This is a genomic window from Orbaceae bacterium lpD01, assembly GCA_036251705.1.
GTDB lineage: Bacteria > Pseudomonadota > Gammaproteobacteria > Enterobacterales > Orbaceae > Utexia > Utexia brackfieldae.
Genome location: CP133959.1, coordinates 970,694 through 983,699, shown reverse-complemented (window position 1 = coordinate 983,699; position 13,006 = coordinate 970,694). Strand labels below are relative to the sequence as shown.

10 protein-coding genes are annotated in these 13,006 nt (G+C 46.4%); 6 read left to right on the top strand and 4 right to left on the bottom strand.

Translation table 11 applies throughout. The annotated features are described in order from the left end of the window. Positions 1-268: 268 nt before the first annotated feature. Positions 269-1,231 carry a tRNA-modifying protein YgfZ gene (ygfZ, locus tag RHO15_04440; protein WVD64767.1) on the top strand — a complete coding sequence of 321 codons (963 nt, stop codon included), beginning with the start codon at positions 269-271 and terminating at the stop codon, positions 1,229-1,231. Then, positions 1,212-1,532, top strand: a complete 321-nt coding sequence (locus tag RHO15_04435) for an MGMT family protein (protein ID WVD64766.1) — start codon at positions 1,212-1,214, stop codon at positions 1,530-1,532. Before ygfZ ends, RHO15_04435 begins: the two co-directional genes overlap by 20 nt. 80 nt (positions 1,533-1,612) lie before the next feature. Here RHO15_04435 and fdhD read toward each other — a convergent pair whose 3' ends face one another. The 3 genes from fdhD to asd all read right to left on the bottom strand — a co-directional run bounded on the left by fdhD (position 1,613) and on the right by asd (position 6,116). Further along, positions 1,613-2,407, bottom strand: coding sequence for a formate dehydrogenase accessory sulfurtransferase FdhD (fdhD, locus tag RHO15_04430; protein WVD64765.1), 795 nt, complete (start codon positions 2,405-2,407; stop codon positions 1,613-1,615). A gap of 209 nt (positions 2,408-2,616) precedes the next feature. Then, the gene (mscM, locus tag RHO15_04425; GenBank protein WVD64764.1) at positions 2,617-5,187 is read right to left on the bottom strand and encodes a miniconductance mechanosensitive channel MscM; all 2,571 of its coding nucleotides are present in this window, start codon (positions 5,185-5,187) and stop codon (positions 2,617-2,619) included. A gap of 83 nt (positions 5,188-5,270) precedes the next feature. Then, positions 5,271-6,116, bottom strand: coding sequence for an archaetidylserine decarboxylase (gene asd, locus RHO15_04420; protein WVD64763.1), 846 nt, complete (start codon positions 6,114-6,116; stop codon positions 5,271-5,273). A 579-nt stretch (positions 6,117-6,695) separates the two neighbouring features. Here asd and rbsK point away from each other — a divergent pair. The 4 genes from rbsK (at position 6,696) to RHO15_04400 (ending at position 11,254) form a co-directional block, all read left to right on the top strand. Next, positions 6,696-7,637: a ribokinase gene (gene rbsK / locus RHO15_04415; protein ID WVD64762.1), complete on the top strand. Its 942-nt coding sequence runs from the start codon at positions 6,696-6,698 to the stop codon at positions 7,635-7,637. 193 nt (positions 7,638-7,830) lie between these two features. Further along, positions 7,831-10,125: a hypothetical protein gene (locus RHO15_04410; protein WVD64761.1), complete on the top strand. Its 2,295-nt coding sequence runs from the start codon at positions 7,831-7,833 to the stop codon at positions 10,123-10,125. Positions 10,126-10,176: 51 nt separating this feature from the next. Next, positions 10,177-10,572 carry a DUF423 domain-containing protein gene (locus tag RHO15_04405; GenBank protein ID WVD64760.1) on the top strand — a complete coding sequence of 132 codons (396 nt, stop codon included), beginning with the start codon at positions 10,177-10,179 and terminating at the stop codon, positions 10,570-10,572. 328 nt (positions 10,573-10,900) lie between these two features. Further along, positions 10,901-11,254: a helix-turn-helix transcriptional regulator gene (locus RHO15_04400; protein WVD64759.1), complete on the top strand. Its 354-nt coding sequence runs from the start codon at positions 10,901-10,903 to the stop codon at positions 11,252-11,254. A gap of 248 nt (positions 11,255-11,502) precedes the next feature. On the opposite strand, the gene RHO15_04395 is transcribed toward RHO15_04400, so the two are convergent. Then, a complete protein-coding gene (locus tag RHO15_04395) occupies positions 11,503-12,870 on the bottom strand; it encodes an L-serine ammonia-lyase (protein ID WVD64758.1) in 1,368 nt (455 codons plus the stop codon). Positions 12,871-13,006 lie beyond the last annotated feature (136 nt).

The following is a 13,006-nucleotide window of genomic DNA, read 5'->3' as shown; positions in this document are numbered from 1 at the left end:
TTGTTTTAATTGAGTCTAATCTGAACGATATCTGTCCTCGTTGAAACTTGCATGGCGTCCGGTCAGATGACCCTCAGACCACTTTTCCATGATAAGAGAAGCCGACTGAAATCCGGTTGAAAAAGTGTACTATCTCGAGGCGACAAGCAAAAAGAGTTCCGCTTTATCAGGATGGTGAGCATGAGTATTATTTGAAAAAAGTCGCCGATTGATTTATAAATACGCTATGCTATTTGGCTTATTACTCATTACTAACATCAGGTTGCTTATGAATATTCAACTCGCTAATACCTTACCTTGCTGTTTTATGTCGCTCAAGCACTGGCAGCTGGTCAAAGTGACCGGTCAGGATGCGCTCAGCTATCTACAGGGCCAATTCACTCAGGATCTCAACAAGCTCACTGAGATCGATTTTTTATTCAGTGGCCACTGCGATCCGACCGGTAAAATCCTCTCCAACATGTTGGTATATAAACAGCATGAGACCTACTACTATCTTGAGCGCCGCAGCGTGGCCGAGCAGCAGGTCGCTGACCTGAAAAAATACGCGGTATTCTCGAAAGTGGTCATTGAGATAGACCATGGCCAACAGCTATTAGGCGTGGCGGGTGAGCAGGCCGGCGCCATGTTGCAGCAATTAAACCTGACGCTGCCGGACGAGGCTTCACAAACGATGATACATCAAGATAATCTGACGATCATCCGTTTAGCTAAACCTGCGGCACGTTTTCTGCTGATTGGCGAATCTACCCATATCGCGATGATCAGTCAACAGCTAATCGCCCAAGGGGCACAGCCAACCGAGGATAATCAATGGTTGGCATTGGATATCGAGGCCAGTTATCCGCTTATTGATGCCATTAATTTTGCTCAATTTTTACCGCAGGCAATGAGTCTGGAAAAAATCGACGGTATCAGCTTTGATAAAGGCTGTTATCGCGGTCAAGAGATGGTCGCTCGTGCTCAATTTCGCGGCGCTAATAAAAGAGCACTGTTTAGCTTAATCGGTACCAGTTCAGTATTACCGCCGATCGGCGAAGGACTTGTCCTGATACTGGGTGAACATCAACGAGAGAGTGGCCATGTGCTGGCTGCGGTGAGGCTGGCAGATGATCGCCTCTTCGTGCAGGCGATTTTAAACCGGGATATTACGCTCAGCGACCAGTTTAAAGTCAAACAGGATCCTGACAGCCAGTTGACCATCGTCAGTGATGACGTCAGCGCCGTTTGATCTTGAGCCGGCGGCACGTGTCTATCTGGTGATCAGTCAAATCCCACCGGGTAGCGTCGCCAGCTATGGACAGATAGCTGAAATGGCAGGATTACCGCGCGCCGCCAGATTTGTTGGGCAGGTACTGAAAAAACTGCCCAGTGATAGCACACTGCCCTGGCACCGGGTCATTAACCACAAAGGTGGCTGTGCCTTAATTGGTAATCGCCAGCAAGTGCAGCACGATAAACTTCTGGCCGAAGGGGTGCTATTTCGCGCCAATGGTTTGGTTGATCTGAAAAAATATGGCTGGCGCGGTTAGGCCGTAACAGTATCAAATGGTTTAGCGACGGGATTAGCGCAGCTATAAAGGCTGCGCTTAAGAACATGACAAGGCGACGATTAGACTGACAAGCGCTGCGGATGGGTATAGATAACCCCCTGCTGCTGACGGCAAAAGCCCATTAAGGTCAAGCCACAGCGCGCTGCCAGTGCCACCGCCATTGAGGTCGGCGCAGAGACCGCACACAAGATCTCAACCCCACAATTGGCCGCCTTCTGCACCATCTCATAGCTCGCCCGTGAAGAGATCATGACAACGCCTTGCGTATCAGGTTGTTTGGCCCGAAAGCCAAGTAATTTATCCAGCGCTACATGACGGCCAATATCTTCAAAACCAGCGATAAAATCCCCCTTAGCGCTAAGCCAGACCGCGGCATGGGTGCAGCCCGTAATTTGGCCAACCGTCTGGACCTGTTTTAAATAACCCAGACCGGCTGATAAATGGGCTAAAGAGAAGGTTTGTGAAAAAGCCAGGGGCGCTACGACCGGGCAGATCTGCTCTAGCTGCTCAGTGCCACAGATGCCACAACCGGTGCGTCCAGCCAGCGTACGTCTTTTCTGTTTCAGCTCGCTAAAACGTCGCGTGGAGAGTTCTATCTGTACCTCAATCCCTTGTGGGGTCTCAATAATATCGATACCGTAAATATCGCTAGGTGCCTCAATAATATTCTCGGCTAATGAAAAGCCCATCGCAAAATGATCCAGATCTTTGGGCGTCGCCATCATGACCACGTGTGAGATACCGTTATAAACCAAAGCCACCGGCACCTCTTGCGCAATCATATCTTCAGTTGGAGGTGTGATCTCACCCTGTTGGTATCGCTGCACATTGACGGATTGAATACCTTTTATCATCTTGTTCTCTTCTTCGGTAAATGCGTTGGCTCATTATATTACAGATTTTAGTGGGTGCACGCATAATCTATATTGTCGTTATCGATATTGACGATAATGGTGTTGGGTGTTCTGTCTTTTGTGAGATATTGATAACAGGAATACGGCTCAGCTTTACACCATAAAATCAATCAGATGAATTTGATTTTATGGTGTCATGATCTATGCGTTTACAGCGAGCCGGATTGATAGATACGTCGGCCACTTTTACGGCCTAAGGCTTCAATATTGGTCTGTAAAGGTGGGAAAGGCAGCTCGAGATCATGTTTTCGATAACCATCGAGAATTAGTTGCTGGATCTCGCTGCGCAGCGGCATACGATGTGCCATTTCAGCCGCAAATACCCGGATTTCAAAGAGCTGAATGCCCTCTTGAATATCGACTAAGAATATTTGTGGTTCAGGGTCGTCCAGCACATAACTACACTCCTGAGCCGCCACTTTCAAAATATCAATAATCGTTTCACTACTGGCATTGATGGTCGCCGGCACCGTTAACACAATACGGGTAATCGCATCGGATAACGACCAGTTAATCAGCTGCTCAGTAATAAAGGCTTTATTCGGCATGACAATCTCTTTGCGATCCCAATCGACAATCGTGGTCGCCCGCGTATTGATTTTGGTAATACTGCCGGTTAAATCACGAATGGTCACGGTATCACCAATCCGAATTGGTTTCTCAAACAGAATAATCAGACCTGATATGAAGTTAGCAAAAATCTCTTGCAGACCAAAACCCAGTCCAACCCCTAGTGCAGCAATTAGCCACTGAATTTTCGACCAATCAATCCCTAAAAATGAGAAGGCGACCATACAGCCGATCATTAAAATGACATACTTGCTTAAGGTTGACAGCGCGTAACCGGTACCTGGCGTGAGATCGAGATGCTGTAAAATACCCAGCTCCAGTAAAGCCGGTAAATTTTTCACCAGCTGCACGGTAATGGTCATCACTAAAATGGCAATAAACACCGAAGCTAGCGTGATACTTTGATCGACTTCGCTACCGTTAGGCCCGGATACACTCGAAGTCCATAGCTTGATATTCTCCATAAAGGCAAATGCAGAGTGCAGCTCTGACCAGAGTAAAATCATGCAGATTAAGGCGATCATGACTAAAATGGAACGGACCAGCTGCAGAGATTGTGAACTAATGGTATCGAGATCCACCACCGGCTCTTCAATCGCCTCATTATTCAACTCATCGTCAGTTCGGGCACGCTGCGCGATACGCTCCAATCGTTTTTGCTTTGCCCGCTCAAACTCAATTTTACGCTTTTGAATCCACATCCAGCGCCGAATCATAAAGTAGATGACCAGTAAGCCAAACCAGATACCGACCGAGGCTTCCAGACGACCTAACAGGACCTGTGCGGTCATTAAATAGCCAAGGCAGGCAGCGACAATCGCAATCCAGGGCGCACATAATAGAATCAGCCATAGAATACGGCTTAATAGGTTATCACCAGAGCCTTTTCTATCGATATACATCGGCACACCGGCGCGATGAATCGCATTGGTCATAAAGACTAGGGCAAAACAGAGCAGAATAAACACGAGGCGGCCAATGGTACTGGCAAATTCTCGGCCATTATAGACATCAAAACTCATCAGTAGCATCACTAGTGGGATCACCACCCAGACCGAGAGCTGATAATATTTCATGGCGGCTCTTACCCCAGCAACCGGCCATTTAAAATGGGCAATGAACAGACCATTAGGCAGCGCAAAATAGGCGCTGATCATAAACACCCATAAAATCGGCGCCGCGGCATTGACCCCCTGACCTAACGCCATGGCGATGGGATAATCCCAAGAGATTTGTAAGATATAGCCGACAACAGCCCACAATACCGGAAGTGGTAAAGCCATTAACACCGAATAAAAAACCACCCGCAGCGTTAGCGAAAAGCGATCTTGGGTCACTTTACCAACCCGATTGGCAGTATTGGCTAATAATTCACTAAAGCTGGTTTTAAAACGAAAATGTAAGATCACAAACACCACCGAAGCCAACAGTAATATGACGGTTGCTGGCGTAGTGAAGATCTGACCGCTCACCCCTAATAGCTGATGACCGGTATCTAACGAAAACAGCACTAAACTTAAATCTTTGATTAATTCGACCGGATATTTAGTCGAAATCGGGTTAACATCGGCCACCCAGAAGAAATAACGATGCGCAGCATTATCGACGGCATCAATGGCATCACTTAACTGTTTATTGACGATTTTAAGTTTGGTCAGCTCTAAAACCAGATTGTCGCCACCGGCGGATAACGACTGCAGCAGCTCACGGCGTTCTTGCAGTAATTTACGATACTGTACCCCTGAAGGAGTGCCGGCAAGTGTGCTCGATAAAGCGGGAAAATCACTCAGATTATCCAGCAGTTCATGGTAATTGAGCTGTTTAACCCGAATATTAGCAATATCCTGATCGAGCGGCTGTGACTTGGGTTTTTCGGGTAAACTCAATAGCTGGCGGCGCAGGGTTTCACCTAACGCGGTTGAAAAACTTAACCACTCCCCCTGCTCATCAAGCATGGATAAGGTATTTTGCACATGGCTGATCTGCTGCGAGATATTATTTTTTTCGGTGACGATATAGCTGAGCTGCTCTGACTGCATGGTCTGCTCTTGTTGCAGCTCAGAATTACGTTCAGAGAGCTCTTTTATCAGCTGCTCGAGGCCATCTTGTTGAGAAATAATATTACTGACACTTTGCGCGAATACGGACACTGAAAACAGACAGCTCACCCACAATAACAGCATGCAGAGTGGTCGTACCAACCTATTCCGCCGATTATTTCTCATCAACATCACTAAATCCTTACCCCAAACGCCTGACCCACACGAGTCTGCATACCGACTTCAATTTTATCGGCAAACGTCATGCTATTTTCTGCAAATAGCGTAATTACGGTAGAACCAAGTTTAAAGCAGCCCATATCATCGCCTTTAGCCAGACGAACATCTTCATACTGCCAGCTTTTTAACACGCCATCGCGCGGTGGCGTGACCACGCCCTGCCATGAGACTTCAATACTACCGACAATCGTTGCACCAACTAGCACCTGCACCATCGGGCCATATTCAGTTTCAAAATAGCAGATTACGCGCTCATTACGCGCAAAAATATTCGGAATCGTTGCCGTCGTGGCTTGATTAACCGAAAAAAGCGAACCCGGCACATAGATCATCTCACGTAAGATCCCATCACACGGCATATGGACACGGTGATAATCACGTGGTGATAGATAGGTGGTCATATAGTGGCCGTTTTGTAGTGCATCCACCATTGGCGTATTACAGGCTAGCAGTGAGGCTAATGAGTAAGTGTGGCCTTTCGCTTGAATTAAGTGGCCCGCTTCAATGCGGCCAAACTGGCTAATCATACCGTCAGCTGGCATCACAACTGCCTTTTCATCTTCTGCAATCGGACGCATATTCTGCGCTAATTGACGGGCGAAAAAGTCATTAAATGTGCGGTATTTTTCGGGATTTTTTTCGCTGGCTTCATGCATATTGACTTTATACAGCTTGGCAAATCCTTTAATCATCCAGGTGGTGACCACACCTAAATGTTTACTGGCTAAACAGCCGAAAAACTGGGTTAAAAGCTGCTTAGGCAATAGATATTGAATGAGGGCTTTTAAATTATTTAACATAAAATTTCTCTCTTGGTTGGTAAAATCAGCGCGCATTATAAGCTATCAATTAAAAATAGCTTGATCTCTTTTGGTATAATTCATCGCCAATACATCAATTCGATCATCCTAACAAATTAACACAACATCATTAAATGTGATTTTTAATCTGTTATTATAGCGTAAAAGCACTGATATTCTAGCGTTAAATAGCGATAAATACTGATTGTTTTAAGCTCACCGCCAATCGTGGGCCGCGATCAAGTCGCCTGGTGATCAGTAACAAAATGCCACAACCATCAGGATAAGCAGTGGCAGCGCAGATAGCCTGAAGCCACGACGCTCAGGTTGTCAGTCTGGATAATGAAGGCCTTTTCATCCTTATCCGGACTGTGGTTTAATAGCTGTGATTTAATAACTGTAGTTTAAGAACTGTAGTTTAAGAACTGTAGTTTAAGAACTGTAGTTTAAGAATCGTAGTTGAATAAACGTATTTAATAAATATACTTAGTAAACATAGTTCAATAATAGCATACCAATCCCATTACTTTACCGCAGCAGACTGTCTGACGGTGAGTATCATAAACAGGCAGGTGGATAATGATCAAAAAACTTATCGTCTTGGGCAGTATTAATATCGATCATATCTTAACCGTCAAACAGTTCCCCAAACCAGGCGAAACCCTGACCGGTTCAAACTATCAAATCGCTTTTGGTGGCAAAGGCGCCAATCAAGCGGTGGCTGCTGGTCGCGGCGGTGCCAATATTCAATTAATTGCCGCGGTTGGTGAGGATGAAGGCGGCAGGCAAATCCGCCAGCAACTGCAAAAAGACCAGATTCAGACTGCTTCAGTCAGCACCATTACCCAAGAAAAAACCGGTATCGCCTTAATTTTTGTCAATGCTCAAGGCGAAAATGAGATAGTGGTTTATCCCGGTGCCAATGCCGCCGTCACGCCGCCTTATCTGGTGCATTACGCACAAGATATCGCTGCGGCCAATGCCATATTAATCCAGCTAGAGATCCCGCTGCCGACCATCGAAGCAGCGGTTAAACTGGCTAAAGCGCATCACACGCAGGTGATCGTCAATCCCGCCCCCGCTACGCAATTAAGCGATAAGATATTAAAGCATATCGATATCATTACGCCGAATGAGACTGAAGCCGAATCATTAACCGGAATAAAAGTCAGCAACTTGACGGACGCCGACAGTGCTGCCCAGGCGCTGCATCAAAAAGGTATCCCCACCGTGATTATTACACTGGGTCATCAAGGTGCCTGGGTCAGTGTGGCTGGAAAGGGAAGATTAATCGCCGGTTTTCAGGTCAACGCTATTGATACGATTGCCGCCGGTGATACCTTTAATGGTCTGTTAGTTACCGCACTACTGGCAGAGAAAAGCCTGGATGAGGCGGTCACTTATGCCCATGCCGGCGCGGCGATCGCCGTAACCCGTTCTGGTGCCCAGCCCTCGATCCCCTGGCGGGATGAGATTGATGCTTTTTTAGCCCAAAGACAAGCCGGCACACAGCAAGAATAGAAAATATAGTATAAATGTCGAGATTATTGTAATATTTAGTCAAACTCATTGGGATATTCAGGTAGGCTTGGCCCGATACTCAGTGCAAGACAAAATCAAAAAGTGCCCGTTGAACTGTCGCTTTATCTGCACAGATAAGCGCGATAACAGGATGAGACAACCGGCTTTTGCATAAGATGAAAATGGAGCAACAATGGATCAGAAATCGCAAGGCTATGCATGGAAATTTCAACGAATTGGTGGACTCGATCAAGTCATCTTATCCACCGCAGACGATATTGCCCATCTCAATACATTAGATCCTAAACTGTGGGTCGCCTTAAGCTGCCCGGCTTCTGGTTTAGAGTTTGATCAAAAAACCCTGTCGCTGCTGGATAAGGATAAAGACGACCGTATCCGTATTCCCGATATTATCGATGAAGTCAACTGGCTAAAACCTCGTTTAACCCGACTTGATTCGATAGTGGCTTGTGCCAACGAACTGCCGCTATCGGCTATCAATAGCGAGACTGCCGAAGGTCAGCGACTGGCTTTTACCGCCAAAGCCATTTTGAATAATATCAATAAACCCGATGCCAGCGCGATTTCCGAAACCGATCTCAGTCAATCGACCCTACTCAATGCTTCAAACCTGTTTAATGGTGATGGCGTGCTACCGCCCAATCCTCAATTTGAGGCCGATATTGTGGCCTTTATCAATGATGCCGTCAAAGTGATGGGTGGCGTCAAAGATGTCAGCGGTATTGATGGCATCAATAATGAGATTGCCAAAGCCTTTATGAGCTCATTAAGCAGCTGGCTAACCTGGCAACAAGGCGTGGGCTCAGCCACCACGCCACTGGGTGATGATACCGCGGAAGTCTGGCAACTGGTCCAGAGCTTAAAAGATAAAGTCGATGACTATTTTATGCGTACCCAAATCGCCAGCTATGCACCGCAAGCCCAAAATGCGTTAAATGTAGATGAAAAGTTTATTGTCCCCGCTGAAAATGGTCTACTGGAAGACAAAGCGCTCTCAGAGCTGCCGTTATCCAAAGTCGAAGCGGATAAACCGCTAGATCTGACTCAGGGGATTAATCCTATCTGGCGTCTACGCGTTGAACGTTTCGGTGCGCTGGTGAGTGCTTTTCTGGCCGATAAGACCAAACTCACCTATGAAGAGTGGCTCAATATCCTTCAGTTATTATCACCTTATGCCACCGCCGTCGAATCCAAACCGACCTTAGTTAAAGTGACCGTGACCAAAGCGCCGAGCATCACCATTGATAAACTCGGTGATAAACGAGCGACCGAAATCTTAAATAGCGATGTGGCCGACAGATTTGCTGCATTAGCGGATAAAGATAGCAAAACACCGGCCGCGGCAGCCGATGTAGCGGATGTTGAACGCTTAGTCATGTACCATAAAAATCTTTATCGCTTACTGATGAATTTTGTGTCTTTCCATGACTTTTTCGATCTCGACCGCCGGGCCGCTTTCCAAAGTGGCCGGTTATATATCGACGGGCGCTGCTGCTCATTATGTATTCCAGTCACTGATGTCAGCAAACATCTCACCCTGGCTAACTACTCCGAACTGTTTTTAATGTACTGTGAATGTACTCGCAAAAATCCACCGGCGGATGGCAGTCAGGTTAAGCGCACTATTGTGGCGGCGATGACCGCTGGCGATGCCGATTTCTTACTCGATGGCCGTAATGGCGTATTTATTGATAATCAAAGTAATGACTGGGATGCCAGAGTGGTGAAGATTATCACCAAACCGATCAGCCTACATCAAGCCATTTGGGATCCGTATAAGCGCTTTGGTCGTTTTATTACAGATCAGATTAATAAATGGGCCGGTTCTAAGGATCAGGCGTTAGTCGATGCGGCCAGTAAAGCGGCCCAGAATGTGAGCATCACCCCTGCTGCCGATGCCGCCCCTTCTAAATTCGATATCGGCCGCAGCGTGGGGATTTTTGCCGCTATCGGTTTAGCCATTGGCGCCATCGGTACCGCGATTGCCAGTATTGCGCGTTCGCTGTTTGAACTACAGTGGTGGCAGCTGCCGTTAGTGTTTGTCGCGCTGTTTTTATTGATCTCCGGGCCATCAGTGATTATGGCCTGGTTAAAACTACGTCAAAGAACTTTAGGGCCACTACTGGAAGCGTCTGGCTGGGCTATCAATGGTAAGCTAAAAATCAATCTGTTTCTTGGCGGCCAGCTGACCTCACGGGCCGAGCTACCGAAAAATGCCAGCCGCACCCTAATTGATCCGATGAAAAAACGTTATTTAAAATATTGGCTGGTGTTCTGGCTAGCGATTTTGCTTGGCGCAGTCGCAACCGGTGCGTGGCTGTGGCACCAAGATGCCTTTCATCTACGCAGTAAGTTGACCGGCGCCCCGACATCGCAAAGCGTGGTAACCACCACGGCCACGTCAGACGCAGTGACGACACCTGCAGCAGCGGCCACACCGCCGTCAGCGACCGAGATATCCCAATAATCCAACTGGGTGGCTTGCCACCCTCACTACCCCTCAACAGGATAGAGAAAAATGAAAAGTCAATTATGTTTAATCGCCGCCGGTTTTTTTGGCATGACCGGCATTATACTGGGTGCCTTAGCCTCTCATGCTTTAAAAGCACACCTTACCCTGCCGCAACTGGAGATCTTTAAACTTGGCGTTGAGTATCAGATGTATCATGCGTTAGCCTTACTGGCACTGGCTATCTGGTTGCGTTTTCAGCCAAACCGGTTACTTGGCCTGGCGGCGGGTCTGTTTATCATCGGGATCGTGTTCTTTTCTGGCACCCTCTATGGCATCACCTGCTTTGCGCTACCCAATATCGGCACGGCGCCTATTGGCGGCTTTGCCTTTATCTTTGGCTGGTTGGTCCTGATGGTGGCCGGATTTAAACTTAAAAACACCAATAAAAAAATTGAATCCTAAGTTAAACTTTCAAAAGTGAGCGCACATGATAAAAAAGTGTGCGCCAACTTGTTCTGCTCAATTAAAAAAATAAACAGTTATCGTTTAAAATATCAACAAGATAACGTAAAATAAGCGTATAACGCTTAATTTATTCGTTTTTTGTGCTATCGATCCTCGCCGTAATCACGATTCTCCTATAATATGCAGCGCTATTTTATAGTCTCATTCCCGTCACCAAGGTATCGATGTCAGTCTACCGGAAAAACGAAGGAGTGAAAACGATCGTGTTATCTGAATCTGACTAGATACACTTAGCGTCACGAAAAGGTACCTTAGGTTAATATTCATGGATCAAAATGCAGATGTTATTGCCCTGTTGTGCCGGCGTATCAAAATTGCCCGCATCAGGAAAAACTTATCGCAGTGCGAATTAGCGCAGCTATCCGGCGTAGGCATTGCCACGATTAAACGCATTGAACTGGGTGAATCGGTCTCACTCACTACGTTAATCTCGGTGTTACGTGGGCTCGATGAGTTAGATCAGCTCAATAATTTACTCGCCCATATTGAAGTTGGCCATAATCAGCAGCATCAGCGTAAAAGAAAACGTAAAATCGTTTCTGCCAGCGAAGAGAGTAAACCGGCGATTGAGCATGATTTTATCAGTACCCACCGCAATAATATGCACTGGAAATTTTAACAATTATTTATCAGCATAAAATGGGCTTGAGCCGCTGACGCTCAGCGGGTGCTCACCGGCGATGTCGACTGATCTTGATCGAGCAATGAAGGCGCACACCATAAAGTCTCGATCGGTGCAGACTTACATCCCAAAGAGTAATATTCGTCGCTCAAAAATGTCCATAAAAAGCGGCAATAAAAGATTAGCGACAAAAAAATACCCTTAACGTCAATAACGTTAAGGGTAACAAGTTTAGAAAATAGCGCTTATTCGCAGCGAATTTTAATCGCTAACCCACCACGAGACGTTTCACGATATTTTGAATTCATATCTTTACCCGTTTCATACATGGTTTCAATCACTTTATCTAATGACACTTTTGCCGCTGTTGTTCTTCTTAACGCCATACGTGTTGAGTTGATCGCTTTTACCGCCGCAATCGCATTACGCTCAACACACGGCACTTGTACCTGTCCACCGACCGGATCACAAGTCAGACCAAGATTATGTTCCATGGCAATTTCCGCCGCCATACACACTTGTTCGGGATTGCCGCCTAATAGCTCAGCCAGACCGGCCGCAGCCATCGAACACGCCACACCGACTTCGCCCTGACAACCCACTTCAGCACCGGAAATGGAAGCATTCATTTGATAAAGCAGACCAATCGCGCCACAAGTTAAGAAGAAGCGAATATAGATATCTGGCGTGGCTGGACGCACAAATTTGTGGTAGTAAGCCAGTACCGCCGGAATGATGCCACAAGCACCATTGGTTGGTGCAGTAACCACACGCCCACCCGCGGCATTCTCTTCACTCACCGCTAAAGCGAACATGTTAATCCAGTCGATCAAGATCATCGGATCAGAGATCACTTTATCTGGCATTGATGAGAGCTGACGATTCAGCGAGAAAGCCCGGCGTGGCACTTTTAACGGACCAGGCAGTAAACCTTCGGTATTCATACCACGACGAATACACGCTTCCATGGTGTTACCCACGCGGGTGAAATAAGCTTCAATCTCTTCATACGAGTGCATGGTCAGCTCATTTTTCATCACAATACTCGAGATAGACAGTGCATTTTCCGAGCAGTACGCTAACAGCTTTTCAGCGCTTGAGAACGGAAATGGTACCTGCACTGTTTCATTCGATTGCACACCGAAATCTTCTTCCTTAACAATCTTACCGCCACCGACTGAGTAGTAGGTTTTTTGCAACACTAACGCATCACCGTTATAAGCCGACAATGTCATGCCGTTTTCATGCAAAGGTAAAAATTTTGAATGGAAATTCATGCTGGTGCTAAGTGGGAAATCCACCTCATACTCACCATCATAAATAGGCAGACGTGCAGTTTGGGCTATTTGCGCCATAAAGCCCGGAATGGCATCAATATTGACCATATCCGGTTGGTTACCCGCCAGTCCCATAATAATCGCAATATCGGTATGGTGACCTTTACCGGTTAGTGATAACGAGCCATACACATCCGCCTCAAGTTTGGTAACTTGCTGAATTAAATTACGGCTAATTAACTCATCAATAAACATTTTCGCTGCATACATAGGACCAACGGTATGCGAACTAGATGGCCCAATGCCAATTTTAAAAATATTAAATACGGAGTCCACGATTGTCTCTCTCTTCAGCTTCCCCTGAAACCTGACTTAACCAAACGCAATCATCATGATAGAGGGAGCGTTGTTTAATGATGCCAACTGATTAAAGGGTTTTTTATAGGTTAAAAAACAAGTATGAAACTTAAGA

Bases quoted from the DNA above. Each gene is read 5' to 3' on its own strand.
- fdhD (WVD64765.1), bottom strand. From the start codon at position 2,407: ATGATAAAAGGTATTCAATCCGTCAATGTGCAGCGATACCAACAGGGT.
- ygfZ (WVD64767.1), top strand. From the start codon at position 269: ATGAATATTCAACTCGCTAATACCTTACCTTGCTGTTTTATGTCGCTC.
- RHO15_04410 (WVD64761.1), top strand. From the start codon at position 7,831: ATGGATCAGAAATCGCAAGGCTATGCATGGAAATTTCAACGAATTGGT.
- rbsK (WVD64762.1), top strand. From the start codon at position 6,696: ATGATCAAAAAACTTATCGTCTTGGGCAGTATTAATATCGATCATATC.
- RHO15_04435 (WVD64766.1), top strand. From the start codon at position 1,212: ATGACGTCAGCGCCGTTTGATCTTGAGCCGGCGGCACGTGTCTATCTG.
- RHO15_04405 (WVD64760.1), top strand. From the start codon at position 10,177: ATGAAAAGTCAATTATGTTTAATCGCCGCCGGTTTTTTTGGCATGACC.
- RHO15_04400 (WVD64759.1), top strand. From the start codon at position 10,901: ATGGATCAAAATGCAGATGTTATTGCCCTGTTGTGCCGGCGTATCAAA.
- asd (WVD64763.1), bottom strand. From the start codon at position 6,116: ATGTTAAATAATTTAAAAGCCCTCATTCAATATCTATTGCCTAAGCAG.